The sequence below is a fragment of the Citrobacter amalonaticus genome (assembly GCF_001559075.2).
In the GTDB taxonomy this organism is placed as follows: Bacteria; Pseudomonadota; Gammaproteobacteria; order Enterobacterales; family Enterobacteriaceae; genus Citrobacter_A; species Citrobacter_A amalonaticus_F.
Map to the genome: position 1 here is coordinate 170,250 of NZ_CP014015.2, position 20,608 is coordinate 190,857.

Here is a 20,608-nt window from a genome sequence, read left to right on the forward strand (position 1 = left end):
CAGATGTTGTTTTGTTTTTGGTATGTTACGAGTTTGTAGACTGGGCGATAAAATGTACAATGGCATTTCATGCAGAGACATAACCTGGAGGTTATCGCTGATGGCAAACTGGGCGCAAAAACTGAAGCTGCACCATCTGCAAATGCTGGTGGCGCTGGGCGAACAAGGGAATCTCACGCACGTAGCGCGAATGATGAATATCACCCAGCCCGCGCTGTCGAAATGGCTGTCACAGCTCGAAGATGAGATGGGGATCACGCTCTTTGAGCGTCACAGTAAAGGTCTGCGCCCCTCGGAAGGCGGCAAGTTGCTGCTGCAACACGCCCAGCGTTTAATCAACGACATGGAGCGTTCGCAGTATGAAATGGCGCGCTTTAAAGAAGGCGGGCTGGTAGGGAGTCTGAAGATTGGCTGCTCGCCGGTGGCGACCGACTGTGTATCGCAGGCGATCCTCAATCTGCTCGTTGAGATGCCGACGCTGCACCTTAACATTGAAGAAAAGGTCATGACGCCGCTGTTGCACGACCTGCTTGCCGGTTCCGTGGATGTCGTGGTCGGTCGCGTCGGTGGGCGAGCGCTGCAGCTTCCGCTCAATTATCAGGTGCTGTATACCGAACCCGTTTGCTTTGTCGCCCGTCCCCACCATCCGTTAGCGAAGTTTGATACCCTGAGCTGGGCCGATCTCGCGCACTGGCGCTGGATCGTCTGGCCGACGGGGACGCCTATCCGCCTGAGTATTGATAACGCGCTGGTCGATAACGGCGTGATGCTGCCGGAAAACACCATCGAGTCGGCATCAATGAACGTCAGTACTAACCTGCTGCAAAGCAGCGATATGATCTCTATCCTTTCTTTACGGCTGGCGCAGCGCTATGCCAGCCAGGGACAGCTGGTGATCCTCAACCTGCCGAAGATTGAACAGAAAGGCAGCGTGGGCGTGTTCTGGCGCAATAATGAGACGCCGTCCAGCGCGCTGAGTCGTTTTCTGCAACTGCTGGCACAAGTTTAGCATCATGTATTGGGGATATTGCCCAATGTTCCCGCTGTCTATGTTCAGTATGCTAAGAATTCATGATGTGATCGATAGCACGTTTTAAAGTTTAATTGTATGATGAATCCGTCGCTTCAAGGAATTTCAACATGAGCAAGACACTGAATATCATCTGGCAATACTTACGCGCTTTCGTGCTGATTTATGCCTGTCTGTATGCAGGCATTTTTATTGCGTCCCTGCTGCCCGTCGCGATTTCTGGCAGCATCATCGGGATGCTGATCCTGTTTGTGCTGCTGGCGCTGCAAATCATCCCGGCGAAATGGGTGAACCCTGGCTGCTATGTGCTGATTCGCTATATGGCGCTGTTGTTTGTGCCGATTGGCGTCGGCGTGATGCAGTACTTCGATCTGCTGCGCGCGCAGTTCGGCCCGGTGGTGGTGTCGTGTGCAATCAGTACGCTGGTGGTGTTTCTGGTAGTGAGCTGGAGTTCACACCTGGTTCACGGTGAACGGAAAGTGGTAGGTCAGAAAGGATCTAAAGAATGATGTCGTCAATCTGGTGGTCTTTACCGCTGACGCTGGCGGTTTTTTTCGGCGCGCGCAAACTGGCTGCACGGTTTAAATTTCCTTTACTGAATCCGCTGCTGGTGGCGATGGTGGTGATTATCCCATTCCTTCTGCTGACCGGTATCCCCTACGCCAGCTATTTTAAAGGTAGCGAAGTACTGAATGACCTGCTGCAACCGGCAGTCGTGGCGCTGGCCTATCCACTGTACGAACAGCTGCATCAGATTCGCGCCCGCTGGAAGTCAATCATTACCATCTGCTTTGTCGGCAGCGTTGTGGCTATGGTCACCGGCACCTCGGTGGCGCTGCTGATGGGCGCCACGCCTGAAATCGCCGCCTCCGTGTTACCGAAATCCGTCACTACGCCGATTGCGATGGCCGTGGGCGGCAGCATCGGCGGTATCCCGGCGGTTAGCGCCGTGTGCGTGATTTTCGTCGGTATTCTCGGCGCCGTCTTTGGTCATACGTTGTTAAACGCGATGCGCATTAAAACAAAAGCCGCGCGCGGACTGGCGATGGGCACCGCGTCCCACGCCCTCGGCACCGCCCGCTGCGCGGAGCTGGATTATCAGGAAGGCGCGTTCAGTTCGCTGGCGCTGGTGATTTGCGGGATTATTACCTCGCTGATCGCCCCGTTCCTGTTTCCGATTATTCTCGCGGTCGTGGGCTAAAATTTGCGATACGTCGCACATTTTTAATTTATGTTTCATAAGTTGCATACACAATGAGAATCAGATCACACATATAGCCGTAACAGGCCCGTACACTACGATCCCAATACATTGTTATGAGGCAACGCCATGCACCCACGTTTTCAAACTGCCTTTAGCCAACTCGCGGACAACCTGCAATCCGCGCTGGCGCCCATTCTGGCAGATACGCATTTCCCCGCTTCGCTGACGGCTGAGCAGGTATCAATGCTTAAAAGCGCAACGGGACTGGACGAAGACGCGCTGGCATTCGCGCTGCTGCCGCTGGCGGCGGCCTGCGCCTGTACGCCGTTGTCGAACTTCAACGTTGGCGCGATTGCGCGCGGCGTGAGTGGAACGTGGTATTTCGGCGCCAACATGGAATTCCTCGGCGCGACCATGCAACAAACGGTTCATGCGGAACAAAGCGCCATCAGCCACGCCTGGTTGCGCGGAGAAAAAGGTCTCGCGGCGATCACCGTTAACTACACGCCGTGCGGCCACTGCCGCCAGTTTATGAACGAACTGAACAGCGGACTGGATCTGCGCATTCATCTGCCCGGTCGTGAACCACATACGCTGCGCGACTATTTGCCGGACGCGTTTGGGCCGAAAGATCTCGACATCAAGACGCTGCTGATGGACGAACAGGATCACGGTTTTGCCCCTCAGGGAGATGCGCTGACGCAAGCGGCCATTGCCGCCGCGAGCCGTAGTCATATGCCATACAGCCAGTCACCGAGCGGTGTGGCACTGGAGTGCAAAGACGGACGTATCTTTAGCGGAAGCTATGGCGAAAACGCCGCGTTTAACCCGACGCTGCCCCCGTTACAGGGAGCGCTGATTATGCTGAATCTGAACGGCTATGGATATACCGATATTCAGCGTGCGGTTCTGGCGGAAAAAGCCGATGCGCCGCTGATCCAGTGGGATGCCACCGCCGCGACGCTGAAAGCGCTGGGCTGCAGCAACATCGATCGCGTGCTTTTGGGTTAAAGGTCTAATAACGCCCGTTCACAGGCCGGACAAGGCGTTTTCACCGCCATCTGGCCTAATCGCCTGATGGCGCTACGCTTATCAGGCCTACGTTTGTTTCATGCGGTATTGCTGAAAATCCCCCCAATCAGACTGCTGTTTCTTGCGCTTCGTCAGCGGGTACAGTAGCCTGATTGAAATTTCATCCAGTGACAGAGTTTTCTTCATGCTAAAGCGCGCACTCTACAGCCTGTTGGTCCTGATCGGCTTGCTGCTGTTGATCGTGCTGGGCCTTGATCGCTGGATGAGCTGGAAAACCGCCCCCTATATTTACGACGAGCTTCAGGACCTGCCCTACCGCCAGGTTGGCGTGGTGCTCGGCACGGCTAAATATTATCGCACCGGGGTGATCAACCAGTATTATCGCTACCGTATTCAGGGCGCGCTGAACGCCTATAACAGCGGCAAGGTTAACTATCTGCTGCTCAGCGGCGACAACGCCCTGCAAAGCTATAACGAACCGATGACGATGCGCAAAGACCTGATTGCCGCTGGCGTCGATCCTGCCGACATCGTGTTAGATTACGCCGGATTCCGCACGCTTGATTCGATTGTCCGCACCCGTAAAGTCTTCGACACTAATGACTTCATCATCATTACCCAGCGCTTCCACTGCGAGCGCGCATTGTTTATCGCCCTGCATATGGGGATTCAGGCGCAGTGCTACGCCGTGCCGTCGCCAAAAGATATGCTGACGGTTCGGGTACGCGAGTTTGGCGCACGCTTTGGCGCGCTGGCCGATCTGTATCTGTTTAAACGTGAACCCCGGTTCCTCGGCCCGTTAGTGCCCATCCCCACCCTGCATCAGGTTCCCGACGATGCCCAGGGATATCCGGCCGTGACGCCGGAACAATTGCTTGAACTGCAAAAGAGACAAGGAAAATAAGCATGGAAGACAAAACTCTCTTTATCGTGATTGGCGTACTGATGATCATCGCCTGGACCTTGCGGGAAGGCATTAAAGGGTTACGCTCCGGCGTCGTTGAGAAAACGGTTAAAGGTTCGCAAACGCCGCGCTTAATTCAGCGTTCTGCGGAACCTGGCGCTTACTGGAGCTATATTGGCGTCTACTTTGGCCTTTCAGCCGGTGCGCTGCTTGTCGGCATCTGGTTGGTTTTTATCAAATAAAAAACCGGCGCAGAGCATGTCTGCACCGGTTTGATTCTGCCCTGAAGGGATTACTTCTTACGCGCGTATTTCAGTGAATCCAGCGCAACCGCGAAGATGATGATGCCGCCTTTGATGATGTACTGCCAGTACGGGTTAACGCCGATGTAGGTCAGACCGTAGTTGATGACGGTAAAGATGATCACACCGGTCACCACGCCGAACACGGTACCCACCCCGCCGCTAAACGACACACCGCCGACCACGCACGCCGCAATCGCATCCAGTTCGTACATAAAGCCCAGGTTGTTGGTTGCCGAGCCGATACGCCCCGCTTCCAGCAGACCGCCGAAGGCATAAAACACACCGGACAGCGCATAGATCATCAGCAGGTTCAGCGCCACGTTCACGCCTGATACTTTCGCCGCTTCCGGGTTACCGCCGATGGCGAAAATGTTTTTACCGAAGCGGGTTTTATTCCACAGTACCCAGACAAACGCGACGGCGATTAGCGCATAGAACGTGATATACGAAAGCCGGAAGCTGCCCAGTGCGATAAAGCCCTGCGCGAACGTCGAGAAGCCGCTATCAAAGCCCGAAATCGGCGAGGCCCCCACGAAATCGTAATACAGGGAGTTGATCCCGTAGACGATAATCATCGTGCCGAGCGTCGTAATAAACGGCGTTACGTTCAGGTAAGCAATGATAATCCCGTTCACCAGACCGATGACCGCGCCAATAGCGCAGACAATCAGGATCACCAGCGCAATCGGCATGGTCGCCATTTCGGGGAACACTTTATTGGCGTTCTCCATCGACTGCAGCAGCGTTGCCGCCACCACTGCCGCCAGACCAACCTGACGACCTGCTGACAGGTCTGTCCCCTGGGTGACAATCAGACCGGCGACCCCCAGTGCAATAATAATACGCACGGAAGACTGGGTCAGAATGTTACTTAAGTTAAGCAGACTTAAGAACGTGGGATCCTGGAAAATAATAATGGCCAGCAAGACTAAAAGAACGACGTAAATACCGCCCTCTTTCAAATAAGTAAGAAAACTTTTCTTATTTAACGCACTCATGAGGAGCCCCTGATCTTAAAGGTGCAAAGACGCAAGACGCAGAATTTCGTTTTGCGTTGTCGTTTTTGTATCAACAATTCCAGAAACGAGGCCGTTGCTCATGACCAGAATACGATCCGTTATCCCTAACAATTCCGGCATTTCGGAGGAGATAATAATGATCCCCTTACCTTTTTTCGCCAGTTCCGCAATTAACTGATAAATTTCAAACTTCGCACCGACGTCGATCCCACGGGTGGGTTCGTCGAGCATTAAAATTTCCGGTTGCGTCAGCAGCCAGCGACCAATAACCACTTTCTGCTGGTTACCGCCCGAAAGCGAACCAATTTGCGTCTTGTGACCTGGCGTTTTTACCCGCATGGAGTCAATAACCCATTGGGTATCACTTTTCATTCGCGAGTTATCTAACAGACCCACTTTATTTTTGTAATTCTGAATATTGGAAATTAAGGAGTTAAAACCAATGTCCAGATAAGCGTAAATCCCGGTGGAACGACGCTCTTCTGTGACCAGCGCGAAACCGTGGTTAATGGCTTCATTCGCACTGTGGTTATTAATCTTTTTGCCGTGCAGCGTAATCGTACCCGATGATTTCTCACGGATACCAAACAGCGTTTCAACGATGTCAGTGCGCTTAGCGCCGACCAGTCCTGCGATGCCGAGGATCTCACCTTTATGCAAATCAAAGGAAACATCCCGAATCGACGGCTGGCGCAGCGAGGTCAGGTTACGCACTTCCAGAATGACTTCACCCGGATTGTTAGCTTTATCCGGGAATCGCTGGTTCAGGGAACGACCAACCATCATGGCGATGATCTTGTCCATATCCAGCCCTTCCAGCGGTTGCGTCGCAATCCACTGTCCGTCGCGCAGCACGGTAATTTCATCACACAACTGGAAAATTTCTTCCATTTTGTGGGAGATATAGACAATACCGCAGCCGCGTTCTTTCAGCTTACGAATAATGGTGAACAGATGGTTAACCTCTTTTTCGGTTAACGAAGAGGTCGGTTCATCCATAATCACAATTTTCGCGTTATACGAAAACGCTTTGGCAATTTCGATCATCTGCATTTGCGACACGGACAATGTTCCAACGCGCGCACGCGGATCGATATCAATATCCAGCTCGTCAAAAATCGCCTTAGTATCGCGGTACATTTTCTCCTGATCGACAAACATGCCTTTGGTGGGATAACGTCCCAGCCACATGTTGTCCATAACAGAACGTTGTAATACCAGGTTTAACTCCTGGTGTACCATTGAAATACCATTCTCCAGCGCTTCTTTGGCTGAATGAAAATCGATTTCTTTACCCTGAAATAATATGCTGCCAGAATCTTTTTGATAGATCCCAAAAAGACATTTTAATAGTGTCGACTTTCCTGCGCCATTCTCTCCCATTAATGCATGAATCGAATGTGGGCGGACTTTTAAATTAACATTATCAAGTGCCTTAACGCCGGGAAAAGACTTGTTGATGCCGCTCATTTCCAACAAGAATTCGCCTGACGGCTGAGTAGTTGTGCTGACCATAATTATACCTTGTTGGCCTCGCAGAGTGCGTGATGAAAGGGCGCGATAACATCGCGCCCCACAAACTTACTTCTTGGTGAACTCGGCCAGGTTATCTTTATCAACGCCTACGTAAGGAACGCGGACGATTTTATTTTCGATTTTCCACTCAGTGCCGTCAGCCGCACCCTTGCCATCGGCAAGGTTTTTCGCCAGGTCAAAGGTCGCTTTTGCCTGGTTGTTCGCATCGTTCAGCACAGTACCGGCCAGTGCGCCGGATTTCACCAGTGCCAGCGCTTCTGGCAGCGCATCGACGCCAAATACCGGTACGCTGGTTTTGTTGTGCGCTTTCAGCGCTTCAACGGCACCCATTGCCATCGCATCGTTGTTGGCGATAACGACTTCAATTTTGTTGGCGTTCGGACCGGAAAGCCACGCATCCATTTTGTCCTTCGCCATTGCGGTGTCCCACATTGCGGTATCTAACTGCAGCTGCTCGGTTTTAATGCCTTTGTCGTTCAGCTCTTTGATAACGTAAGTGGTACGCGCTTCAGCATCCGGATGACCCGGCTCGCCTTTCAGCAGCACGAACTGAATCTGACCGTCTTTGTTCAGATCCCAGCCCTGGTTTGCCGCCCAGTGTTTGGCAATCAGATCGCCCTGGATAATCCCGGATTCTTTGGAGTCGGTACCTACATAGAACGCTTTGTCGTAGCTGTCCAGCGCTTTACGGGAAGGTTCTTTGTTGAAGAATACGATAGGAACGTTTTGACCGCGCGCTTTCTCAATAACAGTGCCCGCCGCCGCCGGGTCAACCAGGTTGATGGCCAGCGCTTTCACGCCTTTTGCCAGCAGCACGTCAATCTGATCGTTTTGTTTGGACTGGTCGTTCTGGGAGTCGTTCATCAGCAGCTGAACGTCAGGCGCCGCTTTTGCGTCTGCTTCGATAGCCTTACGCACCACGGACATAAAGTTATCGTCATATTTGTAGATTGTCACACCGATGCGAGTATCAGCAGCGTGCGCAGCCGCGCCGAATAACATGCTTGCCATAACGGCAGAAAGGGTCAACACCTTCTTATTCATGGTAACTCCGGTTTTATTATGCAGGGTAGTACGTAAGATAAATGCCCGGCGGGACAAAACGTTAATGAAGTGTTATGTGAACGCCGAAGCTCATTTTAAAAAAATCTCTCTTCCTTGCCCGGTAACGCTCCAGAAATAGGCTTTAATTTCGCTTAAAGCGCTTTTACCTCGGTAAAAGTGATTACTCACAGTTACATCGTAGTTACAGTGCGACAAGCGGTGCCATCATAGCGACGACAATGTTAAGATACTGTGAATTTACTCACATATTGAAAGCGGTTACATCCGGCGAAATCATAAGTTAGTGATCGCCGCCGCATTCTGTCGTACAGCAACCGAATGACGCCGTACGAGGGTCGGCATGAAGCAGTGGGTCGCGGATAAATCCAGCGTTCCGGCGGCCCCTTGCAAAGCAAGTTCTGTCGCCAGTTTTGCCATAGAAGCAATGGGATAGCGTACCGTTGTCAACTGGGGATCGGTGTAACGGGCGATGGGAATATCGTCGAAACCAATGATTGAAAGGTGTAAGGGAATGGAAATGCCGTTGTCCTTTAGCGCGGTCAGCGCGCCGGCGGCCATATTGTCGTTATAGGCAAACACGGCGCTTAGCTGCAGGTTGCGCCCCAGCAGCTCAACCATTGCCGCCTCACCGCCCTGCATATCCGGCGATCCGATACCAATCCAGCTTTCCGGGGGAACAATGCCCTGCTCCTTAAGCGCACTGCTCCACCCTTCCCGGCGCATGACGTCATCTTCAATGCGGTGGCTGGAAGCCAGATAGCCAATGCGCTGATGACCGTTATTCAATAACATGCGGGTCGCCATTTTCGCGCCGCTGATATTGTCCAGACAGACGCAGCGGTGGGCGTAGCCGGGGACAATGCGGTTGATCAGCACCATACCGGGGATCTGATCCATAAACTCGCCCAGTTCCCGATCGCTTAACGCTTTCGAGTGCACAATCAGTGCATTACAGCGCTGGCGGATCAATACCTCGATGGCGTGACGCTCTTTTTCGGCTTCATGATAACTGTTGCCGATCAGCACATATTTTTGATGCTGCTGGGCGACCAGATCCACCGCTTTCACCAGCGCGCCAAAAAACGCATCGGACACGTCCATCACCACCACGCCAATGGTTTCACTGACCTGCGTGGCCAGTGCCTGGGCATTGGCATTTGGCCGATAGCCCAGCAGCGTCACCGCCTTCATTACCGCCTCGCGCGTATCGGGACTGACCAGCGCGCTGTTATTTAATACGCGGGAAACCGTCGCTACGGATACGCCTGCCTGACGCGCCACATCACGAATGGTGATCATATTCACTACCCTGTCTGGAATTGCAGCCACTCGCTGCATAACTGGCGGCTATTTTGTCAGCGGAGGGAAAAGGACTACGTGAGTGCGGTCACAGCGATGAAAGCGCTTACATCCATTTTGTTAATGATTGTGATCCAGATCGTTATCTGGATGTATGGGACAATGATGTCCCTGACGCACGCAGGGTTAATTGCCGCCAGAGCCACTCCACCGGGCCCTGAGGCAAGAATCGTAACCAGATCACGGAGAAAAGCAGGTTTGCCAGCCACACCGGGAAGACAAACAGCAGCAGTTCCAGTCGGTCAAATTTCATAAATAAGCCGAATTGATAAAACAGCATGGTGCAAATCACGGTTTGCAGCAGATAATTTGTCAGCGCCATTCGCCCGACGCAGGCAATCGCAAGAACGATTTTACTGCGGCTTAGCTGCGGCCAGTAACCAAACATCAGCGCGGTATAGCCGAGCGTCTGAAACGGTGCGCTAAGCTCGCGCGGAGCCTGTAACAAGAACGCGCACCAGCGATAGTTCCAGTCCAGTTGCCACTGCGCAACCACGGCAGGCAGGTTAATCAGCAGACCCACGGCGATCAGTAAAAAACCACTGCGCCGGTAATGCGAAAGACGAAATTGCCCTTTCAGCCAGCCACTGCGCATCAGTGCCGCCCCGAGCAACATCATACCCGCCAGTTGCCAGCCGTACTGCGCTCCCAACGCCAGCAGGCTGTTCGATAAGGCATCGACCCGGTTACTGATGGCTTCCACGCCGCCATTCACCTTCCAGTATCGTTCATACAGCAACGCCGAGGCATCCGGTGTCCAGGCGCGGTTGGTTTCACTGCCAGAGATCGCGCCAAGCAACAGCAGAACGCCAATGCCGACCAGATAGAGCAACACGCCAGTGTTAAACAGGCTTTTCACCGAGGGCGCATCGCGTACCAGTCGCCAGCAGATCAGCCCCACCAACCCATAGGCCAGCAGAATATCACCATCCCAAAACAGCAAGGCATGAATAAAACCGAGTAGCACCAGCAGGGTCAAACGAGACTGGATCCAGCGCTTGCCGCGTGGCAGCAGCATCTGCAGGCCCGCGCCAAACAGCAGTGCAAACAGAGTGAGGAATTTTACCTGCGCGAACAGATCCAGAATGGCCCATGTCCAGGCATCGGAAGCCGTGATAGTTCCATACCAGGCGGGATTGAGGTAAGCCGCCTTTGGCAGGCCAAAGGCGCTAATATTCAATAACAGGATGCCGAGGATGGCGACGCCACGGACAAAATCCAGCGTGACATTACGCTCCATAGCTCCTGCCTTAATCAGTTGTGATGACGTACAGCGCGCAAAAATTCCTGACGCGTATTCTGGCTCGATTTAAACAGACCGCCAAGCGAGGTGGTGGTCGTCGCACTGGTCGCATCGCGAATACCGCGCGCTTTCACACAGTAATGCACCGCATCAATCGACACGGCCACGTTATTGGTTCCCAGCAGAGTTTGCAGCGCGGTCAGGATCTGTTGCGTTAGACGCTCCTGTACCTGCGGACGTTGGGCAAAGAACTGGACGATACGGTTGATCTTCGACAAACCAATCACCGACTCTTTCGGAATATAGGCCACGGTGGCTTTACCATCAATGGTCACAAAATGGTGTTCACACGTGCTGGTGAGAGTGATGTCGCGTACGGTGACCATCTCATCGACTTTCATTTTGTTTTCAATGACGGTGATTTTCGGGAAATTGGCGTAATCCAGGCCTGAGAAAATCTCATCGACATACATTTTGGCGATACGATGCGGCGTTTCCATCAGGCTGTCATCGCTCAGGTCGAGGTTCAGCAGTTGCATGATCTCGGTCATATGGCCTGAGATAAGACGTTTGCGCGTTTCGTTATCCATCTCATGCACGGGCGGGCGCAGCGGCGTTTCCAGCCCTCGCGCTACCAGCGCTTCATGAACCAGGGCCGCTTCTTTACTGAGTGATGACATTTATTCTTCTCCTGCAGGTGTGGCGCCTCTGCCCTACGTGGGGCAAAGTTTGTAGGCTGTAGACAGCCTGATTATTGTGCGTGAGGCCGCGCACATAATCCAGTATTCACAACGATAATTATTGAAATCGCCGCTGCCTTTCAAACTGTGTTTCGCAAAAGGCGACGGGAAGGGTTACATCGGCGTGTTCTCGATGATGAAGCAAGTCTGCGCGATGCGGAAGTGAAAGTTACTCACAGTGCCATGAATTATCTGTATTATGGGGAGTTTGCGAACACATTCAGGTTCAACACAACAAGGAGCCACGCATGGAAATGCTCGAAGAGCACCGCTGTTTTGAAGGCTGGCAGCAACGCTGGCGTCACGACTCCACCACGCTGAACTGTGCAATGACGTTCAGCATTTTTCTCCCTCCCCCTCGCGATACAACCCCTCCGCCGGTTCTGTACTGGCTGTCCGGGTTAACCTGTAATGATGAAAACTTTACCACCAAAGCCGGTGCGCAGCGTATCGCGGCTGAATTAGGTATCGTTTTAGTCATGCCGGATACCAGCCCGCGCGGCGAACAGGTCGCCAACGATGAAGGATATGATCTGGGTCAGGGGGCCGGTTTTTATCTCAATGCGACCCAGCAACCCTGGGCTGCCCATTTCCGCATGTATGATTACGTGCGGGACGAACTCCCGTCGCTGATTCAGGCGCATTTTAACGTCAGCGATCGCTGCGCGATCAGTGGACACTCCATGGGCGGTCACGGTGCGCTGATCATGGCGTTGAAAAATCCAGGCAAATACACCAGCGTTTCTGCTTTCGCCCCCATTGTTAACCCGTGCCGCGTTCCGTGGGGCGAAAAAGCGTTTCTCGCCTATCTGGGCGAGGATCGCGCCGCATGGGCACAATGGGACAGTTGTGCGTTGATGTACGCCAGCCAGCCGGAAGACGCTATCCCGACGCTGGTTGACCAGGGCGACAGCGATCAGTTTCTGGCCGATCAGTTGCAACCCGCCGTTCTGGCTGAAGCCGCACGCCAGACCGCATGGCCGATGACGCTGCGTATTCAGCCTGGTTACGATCACAGCTATTACTTTATTGCCTCATTCATTGAGGATCATCTGCGCTTCCATGCCGAACATTTGATGAAATAACCGCAGGAGGGCAATGAGCCCTCCTTTTTCCTCTCCACTTCTCCATGATTTCTTCATTTTTTCCTCACATTTACGTTCCTCTATCTCATTGACTTCAAAGGTTTTTCCTTAAAAATCAACCAAACGCAAATGATTTCAATTATCATTAGTGTTTACAAATATTCATTCTTTTGTACAATTTCCCCCGCTTCTTTACCGCTAAGAGTTCTTAAAAGACAAACACATACAGTTGTCATGGCCTTTTTACATGACACGCGGTTTTTACTCGTTTAATGGAATGACAAAATGACCATACCTCACGTTAAGGCTATTGCCGTCGTCGTCAGCGCGGCATGCCTCCCATCGCTCGTTCATGCTGCCGATCAGGATACCGTTGTTGTTACCGCGACGGGATTTGAGCAGAAAATCCAGAATGCCCCAGCTTCGATTTCGGTTATTTCAAAACAGCAAATTGAAGACAAAGCTTACCGTGACGTTACCGATGCACTGAAAGATGTCCCTGGCGTGGTCGTCACCGGCGGGGGCAGCAGCAGTGATATCAGCATCCGTGGGATGGCGTCGCAATACACGCTGTTCCTGGTGAACGGTAAACGCATCAGCACTCGCGGTACGCGTCCGAATAGCGATAATTCTGGGATCGAGCAGGGCTGGCTGCCGCCGCTGGAGTCCATCGAGCGTATCGAAGTCATCCGTGGCCCGATGTCCTCGCTGTATGGCTCCGATGCGATGGGCGGCGTGATTAACGTGATCACCAAAAAAGTCTCTAACACCAAAGGCTGGACCGGCTCTCTGCACGGCGACGCGACCTTCCAGGAAAACAGCGACTCCGGCGATCTGTTCCAGACTAATGCCTATGCCTCGGGTCCGCTGATCGACGGTTTGCTGGGTGCGAAAGTCACCGGGCTGCTGTCTCGCCGCGCAGAAGACCAGATCGTCAACGGTTACAATGAGCAGCGCCTGCGTAACGGCGGTCTGACCCTTAACTTTACACCGGACGATAAAAACGACATCGATTTTGATATCGCTCGTGAATTGCAGGATCGCGACAGTACACCCGGCAAGTCTATGGCCGAGGAAACCTGCCGGAATGGCACCTGTAAGCCAAACACGAAAAGTGAAAACCGCTATGAGCACACCACGTATTCACTGACACACAGCGGTTATTACGATGATTTCAACAGCACCAGCTATATCCAGCAGGAAGAGACCAACAACCCGGGTCGTGAGATGAAGTCGTATAACACGATCTTCAATAACCAGAACCAGATTTTCCTCGGCGCCCATACTATGACGCTGGGCGGTCAATACCGTTATGAAAAACTGCGCGATAACGGCAACCAACTGGAAGCGGCGGACGGTCTGAATAAGCTGACCCGCTGGAGCTGGGCGCTGTTTGCAGAAGACGAATGGGCGATGACCGATAGCTTTACCCTGACTGGCGGGATCCGCATGGATAAAGACGAAAACTACGGCGACAACTGGACGCCGCGCGGTTATGGCGTCTGGCATCTGAGCGATCAATGGACCTTAAAAGGCGGCGTATCCGCAGGCTACCGCGCACCCGATCTGCGTCAGTCCTCCGCAAACTGGGGTCAGGTCACCGGTGGCGGTCGTTTGAATGGCATTATTGTCGGCAACCCGGATCTGAAACCGGAAAAGAGCCTGAGCGAAGAGCTGGGACTGCTGTGGGATAACGGCGATAACCTTAACGCCGGCATCACCCTGTTCAATACTGATTTCAAAGACAAGATCACCGAAGTTCGCCGCTGTAACAGCAGCGCCGATCCGGCCTGTACGATTGGCAGTGAAAGCTATGATTTTGTCAGCGATCGCGTGAACGTTGATAAAGCCAACATGCGCGGCGTGGAATCCACATTCGGCTGGAAAATGACCCGCGACCTCAACTGGACGGCTAACTACACCTATACCGAGTCAGAACAGAAAAGCGGTCAGTTCGAGGGCAAACCGTTAAACAAAATGCCAAAGCATATGTTTAACACCACGCTGGACTGGCAGGCGACTGAGACCGTCGGCTTCTGGAGCCGTCTGAACTTCCGCGGTAAAACGTCTGAGTACCTGAGCCGCACCTCAATGTCGCAGGGCACGCCGTCCTATACGCAGGTAGATGTCGGTCTGCGTTACAACGCGAACAAAAACCTGCTGGTGACCGCCGGGGTGTACAACGCGCTGGATAAACAGATTGATTACGATACCTACGACACCATTCTCGATGGTCGTCGTTATACGGTAGGTCTGACGTACAACTTCTGAGTCTCCCCCAACAAAAAGCCTCCGCAACGGAGGCTTTTTTTATCGCTTCATTCACGCGGTGACGACTATTTCTTCACGCGTTCCGGGAAGTGCATTTCACTGTAACGTACGAAGTGAGTCCCGCGGGTCAGCTTATAGCCGAACCAGATAATCAGGAACAGCGGGATACCAATATAGGTTGCCGCCACGCCGCCCCAGTCAATGGTGTCTTTCAGGAACGCTTCGTAGTTCTGGCCCAGCGTGATGATCAGACACAGAACAAACGCGAAGATCGGCCCCAGCGGGAAGAAACCGGAACGATACGGCAGATCCTTCACGTCATGCCCTTGCAGAACATACCCGCGACGGAAACGATAGTGGCTGATAGCAATCCCCAGCCAGGCGATAAAGCCCGTCATCCCGGAGGTATTCAGCAGCCACAGGTACACCGTCTGGTTACCGAACATCGAGGTCAGGAAGCACAGACCGGCAATCACCGTCGTGGCATACAGCGCATTACGCGGAACACCGCCGCGAGACAGCTTCGCGAAAATACGCGGGGCTTTGCCATCACAGGCCAGGGTGTAAAGCATACGGGTAGAGGCGTACATCCCGGAGTTACCCGCCGACAGCACCGCCGTCAGGATCACCGCATTCATCACTGCCGCCGCAGAGAGCAGACCGGCATGCTGGAAGACCAGCGTGAACGGGCTGACGCTGATGTCTTTCACATCGTTACGCAGCAGGCTCGGATCGGTGTACGGGATGATCAGGCTGATAATCAGAATCGCAAAGACATAGAACAGCAGGATTCGCCAGAACACCTGACGCACCGCACGCGGAATGTTCTTCTCCGGATCTTCAGATTCACCGGCTGCAATACCAATAAGCTCCGTCCCCTGGAAAGAGAAACCGACAATCATCGCCACGCCAATCATCGCCGCAAAGCCACCGGCAAACGGCGCATCGCCCGTCGTCCAGTTGCTCCAGCCCACCGGCTGAGTGCCTTTGAAGATGCCGACAATCATCATGACGCCAACAATGATGAAGATAATCACGGTCGCCACTTTGATCAGTGAGAACCAGTATTCCGCTTCACCAAAGCCTCTGACCGAGATGTAGTTCAGCAGGAAGATGACGCCGAGGAACAGCGCACTCCAGATCCAGCCTGGCGTATCAGGGAACCACCAGCTCATCACCAGTTGTGCCGCCACGAGGTCAACCGCGATGGTCACCGCCCAGTTGTACCAGTAGTTCCAGCCCAGCGCGAAGCCGAAGCCTTCTTCAACATAGTTCTGACCGTAGGTCGCAAACGAACCGGATACCGGCATATACGCCGCCAGTTCGCCAAGACTGGTCATCAGGAAGTACACCATCAGGCCAATCAGAATATAGGAAAACAGCGCACCGCCTGGACCCGCTGCGGAAATGGTGGCGCCAGATGCCACGAAAAGCCCTGTACCGATAGAACCGCCAATCGCGATCATCGTCAGGTGACGCGCCTTCAGTTCGCGACGTAACGCGGGCGCTTCTGTGGTTTTAGTTTCGGAAACCATGTGAAAATGCTATCCATCCAAAAAATGAGGCGCGATTGTAGCAGACGAAACGCTCGTCTTCTGGCACAAATGCGCTGTTATAAGAGACCTTCATGACTGGCCGCGGATTATAAGTAATAGCAGAGAATGGTGAACTTACTGCCCCCAGGACTTATCACCGTCAGGCGATCGGTCCCCGGGAGGCATTATTCGCAATAACTGAGGAAGCGCTGGAGCGCATTAGAGAGGTGTTTCTGGCGATGATGAATCCGCCAGAGCGTACGTACCAGACGCGGAAGCGGCACCGCGACTTCGCTCAGCGTTCCCGCCTGGAGTTGTTCATCAATGACGCGTCGTGACAGACAGCTAATTCCCAACCCATGACGTACGGCATGCTTGATGGCTTCGGAGTTTCCCAGTTCCATCGCCATTTCAAATTTGGGTAAATGAGACAGCAGCAGATAATCCACTATTTCGCGCGTGCCGGAACCGCGTTCGCGCAGGATCCAGGGGGCGGATGCGAGTTGTTCAAGCGTCACCGGCCCCTGCGCCAGCGGCGAGGATGGCGCGGCGAATACCACCAGTTCATCTTCCAGCCACGGCTCCGAGATGATTTCCGTATTGTGGCACGGCCCTTCGATAAGCCCAATGTCGACCCGAAAATCGAGCACCGCCGTTATCACATCCTGACTGTTGCCGACGCTGAGCTCCAGCGGAAGCGCGGGGAAATCGCGACGATAACGGGCAATCACCCCCGGAAGGATATAGTTGCCGATGGTACTACTGGCATACACGCGGATCGCGCCGTTGTCTTCGCGAAACAACTGCTCGATCTCCACCGCCTGCTCCAGCAACGCCAGCGCCCGCGGATAGAGCAAACGACCATGTTCATTCACCACCAGCCGTTTACCCACGCGGTCGAAAAGCTGAACGCCCAGTTGACCTTCCAGATCGGTCAGCGCCGCGCTGACCGCCGATTGCGACAGCGCCAGCATCACCGATGCCTGCGTGGTTGAGCCGCTTTTCAAAACTTCGGTGAATACTTCAAGTTGCCGCAGGGTGATGTGCATGGTCGCTTACCACTTATAAAGATTAATTATAAATATATAATCAATTTTATTTTTAAGCCAGTTCGCCGTAACCTTTTGCCCATAAAAGAGGAGAAGGCAATGACAGAACTCACCTTAACGAATCATCGTCGAACAATGTGGCATTTTATTCCGGGGCTTGCTCTGAGTGCAGTAATTACCGGAGTTGCCTTATGGGGCGGGTCCATTCCCGCCGTGGCAGGTGCCGGATTCAGCGCCCTCACCTTAGCGATTTTATTGGGGATGGTGATCGGTAACACCGTCTACCCCCAGATCTGGAAAAGCTGTGACGGCGGCGTCCTGTTTGCCAAACAACATTTATTGCGCCTGGGGATCATCCTCTACGGCTTTCGCCTCACCTTCGCGCAAATTGCTGACGTAGGTGTCAGCGGCATTCTGATCGACATCCTGACGCTGTCCAGCACCTTTATGCTGGCGTGCTTTCTGGGTCAGAAAGTCTTTGGTCTGGATCGCCAGACCAGTTGGCTGATCGGCGCGGGTAGTAGCATTTGCGGCGCGGCGGCGGTACTGGCGACGGAACCGGTCGTGAAAGCCGAAGCCAGCAAAGTCACGGTCGCTGTCGCGACGGTGGTGATCTTCGGGACAATGGCGATTTTCCTCTACCCGGCAATGTATCCGCTGCTGGCGCACTGGTTTAGTCCGGAAACCTACGGGATCTTCATTGGCTCCACCATGCATGAAGTTGCTCAGGTTGTGGCAGCAGGACACGCGATTAGCCCGGACGCCGAAAACGCGGCGGTGATTGCCAAAATGCTGCGCGTCATGATGCTGGCTCCGTTCCTCATCTTTATGGCCGCTCGCGTTAAGCAACTGTCACCCGCCAACAGTGGGGAAAAAAGCAAAATCACCATTCCGTGGTTTGCCATCCTGTTCATTGTGGTCGCCATTTTCAACTCGTTCCATCTGTTACCGCAGGCGGTGGTGAGCATGCTGGTCACACTGGATACGGTACTGCTGGCTATGGCAATGGCGGCTCTGGGGCTGACGACTCACGTCAGCGCGCTGAAAAAAGCCGGGGCGAAACCGCTGTTGATGGCGCTGGTGCTGTTCATCTGGCTGATTGTCGGCGGTGGCGTGATTAACGTCCTGGTCCAGCACGTTATTGCATAATTCGCTACATCCTGACCCTGTTAACCCGCTATGATTGGCAAGATTCAATTTCCGGATACACAAAGCCTCCAGGCTATATCTGGCGGGTTAACAGGAGTCTTTAATGAAATACATCGGAGCACACGTCAGCGCAGCTGGCGGGCTGGCAAATGCCGCAATTCGCGCCGCTGAAATCGAGGCAACCGCGTTTGCACTCTTCACGAAAAATCAGCGTCAATGGCGCGCCGCCCCTCTTACCGCGCAAATCATCGATGACTTTAAAGCCGCCTGTGAGAAATACCACTTCACATCCGCTCAAATCCTGCCGCACGATAGCTATCTGATCAACCTGGGTCACCCGGTCGGCGAGGCGCTGGAAAAATCCCGCGCCGCTTTTCTTGATGAAATGCAGCGCTGTGAACAGCTCGGTTTATCCCTGCTGAACTTCCATCCAGGCAGCCACCTGATGCAAATTTCGGAAGACGAGTGTCTGGCAAAGATTGCCGAGTCTATCAACATCACACTCGCCCAGACCGAAGGGGTAACTGCGGTGATTGAAAATACCGCCGGTCAGGGCAGCAACCTCGGATTCAAATTTGAGCACCTTGCCGCCATCATCGATGGCGTGGAAGACAAATCACGCGTCGGCGTTTGCATTGACACCTGCCACGCTTTCGCCGCGGGTTACGACTTGCGTTCCGCCGCCGAATGCGAAAAAACCTTTGCCGAATTCGAGCGTATTGTCGGCTTTCAGTATCTGCGCGGTATGCACCTGAACGATGCCAAGAGTGCCTTTGGCAGCCGGGTCGACCGTCACCACAGTCTGGGTGAAGGCAACATCGGTCATGACGCGTTCCGCTGGATCATGCAGGACGCCCGTTTCGACGGCATTCCGTTGGTGCTGGAAACCATCAATCCCGACATCTGGGCAGAAGAGATCGCCTGGCTGAAAGCGCAGCAGACTGAAAAGGCGGTTGCGTAATCATGAACGACAGGGAAAAACAGATACTCAAAATTCTGCGCCGCAACCCGCTGATTCAGCAAAACGAAATCGCGGATATTTTGCAGATCAGCCGTTCACGCGTAGCCGCGCACATCATGGACCTGATGCGTAAAGGGGCGATCAAAGGAAAAGGTTATATCCTTACCGAACAGGCTTATTGCGTGGTAGTGGGGGCGATTAACATGGATATTCGCGGGATGGCGGATATCCACTACCCGCAGGCCGCGTCTAACCCGGGCAGTATCCACTGTTCTGCGGGCGGTGTCGGGCGAAACATTGCCCATAACCTCGCCCTGCTGGGTCGCGATGTGCATCTGATTTCCGCTGTCGGCAGTGATTTTTACGGCGAGACGTTGCTGGAGCAAACGCGCCAGGCAGGCGTCAATATCTCCAGTTGCATTCGCCTGCACGGGCATAACACCTCAACTTATCTCTCCATCGCCAATCAGCAGGAAGAGACGGTGCTGGCAATTAACGATACCCATATCCTGCAACAGCTGACGCCGCAGTTGCTGAACAGCTCACGGGATTTAATCCGTCACGCCGGTGTGGTACTGGCGGATTGTAACCTGACGCCCGAAGCCATCGAATGGGTCTTTACGGTTGCTGATGACATTCCGGTATTTATTGATACCGTTTCCGAGTTCAAGGCGACGAAGGTGAAAACCTGGTTTACGCGCATCCATACGCTGAAACCGACGCAAAAAGAGCTGGAGATCTTATGGGGCCATCCCATCAACAGCGATGCCGATCGACGCGATGCGGTGAACGCCCTGCATCAACAGGGCATTCAGCAGATTTTTGTCTGTCTGGAAGATGAATCGGTCTTCTGTAGCGAGAAAGATGGCGAACAGTTCTTACTCACGCCGCCTGCTCATACGGTGGTCGACAGCTTCGGCGCCGACGATGGTTTTATGGCCGGGCTGATTTACTGCTTTCTGGAAGGAAGCGCGTTTCGTGAAAGCGCGAATTTCGCAATGGCCTGTGCGGCTCTGTCACGCGCCAGCGTCAGTATCAACAACCCCACCCTTTCCGCGGATAACGCGCTGTATCTGTTAAAAACAAGCCAGAACTGAACTTAATACTGGAAGACGACACGG

The 20,608-nt window shown here is 53.5% G+C and carries 19 protein-coding genes; 11 read left to right on the forward strand and 8 right to left on the reverse strand.

Annotation, left to right across the window (positions count from 1 at the left end; all coding sequences use genetic code 11):
- Positions 1–100: 100 nt before the first annotated feature.
- The 6 genes from AL479_RS00830 (at position 101) to AL479_RS00855 (ending at position 4,412) form a co-directional block, all read left to right on the forward strand.
- Positions 101–1,009, forward strand: a complete 909-nt coding sequence (locus tag AL479_RS00830; RefSeq protein WP_042317990.1) for a LysR family transcriptional regulator — start codon at positions 101–103, stop codon at positions 1,007–1,009.
- 131 nt (positions 1,010–1,140) lie between these two features.
- Positions 1,141–1,539, forward strand: coding sequence for a CidA/LrgA family protein (locus AL479_RS00835; RefSeq protein ID WP_046481609.1), 399 nt, complete (start codon positions 1,141–1,143; stop codon positions 1,537–1,539).
- On the forward strand, positions 1,536–2,231 hold the full coding sequence (locus AL479_RS00840) for a CidB/LrgB family autolysis modulator (protein WP_061074704.1): 696 nt from the start codon (positions 1,536–1,538) through the stop codon (positions 2,229–2,231). Before AL479_RS00835 ends, AL479_RS00840 begins: the two co-directional genes overlap by 4 nt.
- A gap of 129 nt (positions 2,232–2,360) precedes the next feature.
- On the forward strand, positions 2,361–3,245 hold the full coding sequence (cdd, locus tag AL479_RS00845; RefSeq protein ID WP_061074705.1) for a cytidine deaminase: 885 nt from the start codon (positions 2,361–2,363) through the stop codon (positions 3,243–3,245).
- Positions 3,246–3,450: 205 nt separating this feature from the next.
- Positions 3,451–4,170 (forward strand): outer membrane permeability protein SanA, encoded by a 720-nt coding sequence (gene sanA, locus AL479_RS00850; RefSeq protein ID WP_061074706.1) that lies wholly within the window; start codon positions 3,451–3,453, stop codon positions 4,168–4,170.
- Positions 4,171–4,172: 2 nt separating this feature from the next.
- Entirely contained in the window at positions 4,173–4,412 is a 240-nt protein-coding gene (locus AL479_RS00855; protein ID WP_061074707.1) for a DUF2542 family protein, read from the forward strand.
- 50 nt (positions 4,413–4,462) lie between these two features.
- Here the strand turns inward: AL479_RS00855 and mglC are convergent, their stop codons facing one another.
- The 6 genes from mglC to folE form a co-directional block, all read right to left on the reverse strand.
- Positions 4,463–5,473: a galactose/methyl galactoside ABC transporter permease MglC gene (mglC, locus tag AL479_RS00860; RefSeq protein WP_043000126.1), complete on the reverse strand. Its 1,011-nt coding sequence runs from the start codon at positions 5,471–5,473 to the stop codon at positions 4,463–4,465.
- A 15-nt stretch (positions 5,474–5,488) separates the two neighbouring features.
- The gene (gene mglA, locus AL479_RS00865; protein ID WP_061074708.1) at positions 5,489–7,009 is read right to left on the reverse strand and encodes a galactose/methyl galactoside ABC transporter ATP-binding protein MglA; all 1,521 of its coding nucleotides are present in this window, start codon (positions 7,007–7,009) and stop codon (positions 5,489–5,491) included.
- Between the two features lie 66 nt (positions 7,010–7,075).
- Positions 7,076–8,074 (reverse strand): galactose/glucose ABC transporter substrate-binding protein MglB, encoded by a 999-nt coding sequence (gene mglB / locus AL479_RS00870; protein ID WP_061074709.1) that lies wholly within the window; start codon positions 8,072–8,074, stop codon positions 7,076–7,078.
- Positions 8,075–8,368: 294 nt separating this feature from the next.
- A complete protein-coding gene (galS, locus tag AL479_RS00875) occupies positions 8,369–9,394 on the reverse strand; it encodes an HTH-type transcriptional regulator GalS (RefSeq protein ID WP_061074710.1) in 1,026 nt (341 codons plus the stop codon).
- Positions 9,395–9,536: 142 nt separating this feature from the next.
- Positions 9,537–10,694: a DUF418 domain-containing protein YeiB gene (gene yeiB, locus AL479_RS00885; RefSeq protein WP_061074711.1), complete on the reverse strand. Its 1,158-nt coding sequence runs from the start codon at positions 10,692–10,694 to the stop codon at positions 9,537–9,539.
- A 14-nt stretch (positions 10,695–10,708) separates the two neighbouring features.
- A complete protein-coding gene (folE, locus tag AL479_RS00890) occupies positions 10,709–11,377 on the reverse strand; it encodes a GTP cyclohydrolase I FolE (protein ID WP_043000121.1) in 669 nt (222 codons plus the stop codon).
- 308 nt (positions 11,378–11,685) lie between these two features.
- Between folE and fghA the strand changes: the two genes are divergently transcribed.
- Positions 11,686–12,522: an S-formylglutathione hydrolase gene (fghA, locus tag AL479_RS00900; protein WP_061074712.1), complete on the forward strand. Its 837-nt coding sequence runs from the start codon at positions 11,686–11,688 to the stop codon at positions 12,520–12,522.
- Between the two features lie 285 nt (positions 12,523–12,807).
- Positions 12,808–14,793: a ligand-gated channel protein gene (locus AL479_RS00905; protein ID WP_061074713.1), complete on the forward strand. Its 1,986-nt coding sequence runs from the start codon at positions 12,808–12,810 to the stop codon at positions 14,791–14,793.
- A 65-nt stretch (positions 14,794–14,858) separates the two neighbouring features.
- Here the strand turns inward: AL479_RS00905 and lysP are convergent, their stop codons facing one another.
- Together lysP and yieE are read right to left on the reverse strand one after the other, a co-directional pair.
- Positions 14,859–16,328, reverse strand: coding sequence for a lysine-specific permease (gene lysP, locus AL479_RS00910; protein WP_043000118.1), 1,470 nt, complete (start codon positions 16,326–16,328; stop codon positions 14,859–14,861).
- A gap of 185 nt (positions 16,329–16,513) precedes the next feature.
- On the reverse strand, positions 16,514–17,377 hold the full coding sequence (yieE, locus tag AL479_RS00915; protein WP_061074714.1) for a DNA-binding transcriptional regulator YeiE: 864 nt from the start codon (positions 17,375–17,377) through the stop codon (positions 16,514–16,516).
- 99 nt (positions 17,378–17,476) lie between these two features.
- On the opposite strand from yieE, the gene AL479_RS00920 reads away from it, so the two are divergent.
- The 3 genes from AL479_RS00920 to AL479_RS00930 all read left to right on the forward strand — a co-directional run bounded on the left by AL479_RS00920 (position 17,477) and on the right by AL479_RS00930 (position 20,584).
- The gene (locus tag AL479_RS00920) at positions 17,477–18,526 is read left to right on the forward strand and encodes a YeiH family protein (protein ID WP_061074715.1); all 1,050 of its coding nucleotides are present in this window, start codon (positions 17,477–17,479) and stop codon (positions 18,524–18,526) included.
- Between the two features lie 103 nt (positions 18,527–18,629).
- Positions 18,630–19,487 (forward strand): deoxyribonuclease IV, encoded by an 858-nt coding sequence (nfo, locus tag AL479_RS00925; protein ID WP_061074716.1) that lies wholly within the window; start codon positions 18,630–18,632, stop codon positions 19,485–19,487.
- Positions 19,488–19,489: 2 nt separating this feature from the next.
- The gene (locus tag AL479_RS00930) at positions 19,490–20,584 is read left to right on the forward strand and encodes a sugar kinase (protein ID WP_061074717.1); all 1,095 of its coding nucleotides are present in this window, start codon (positions 19,490–19,492) and stop codon (positions 20,582–20,584) included.
- Positions 20,585–20,608 lie beyond the last annotated feature (24 nt).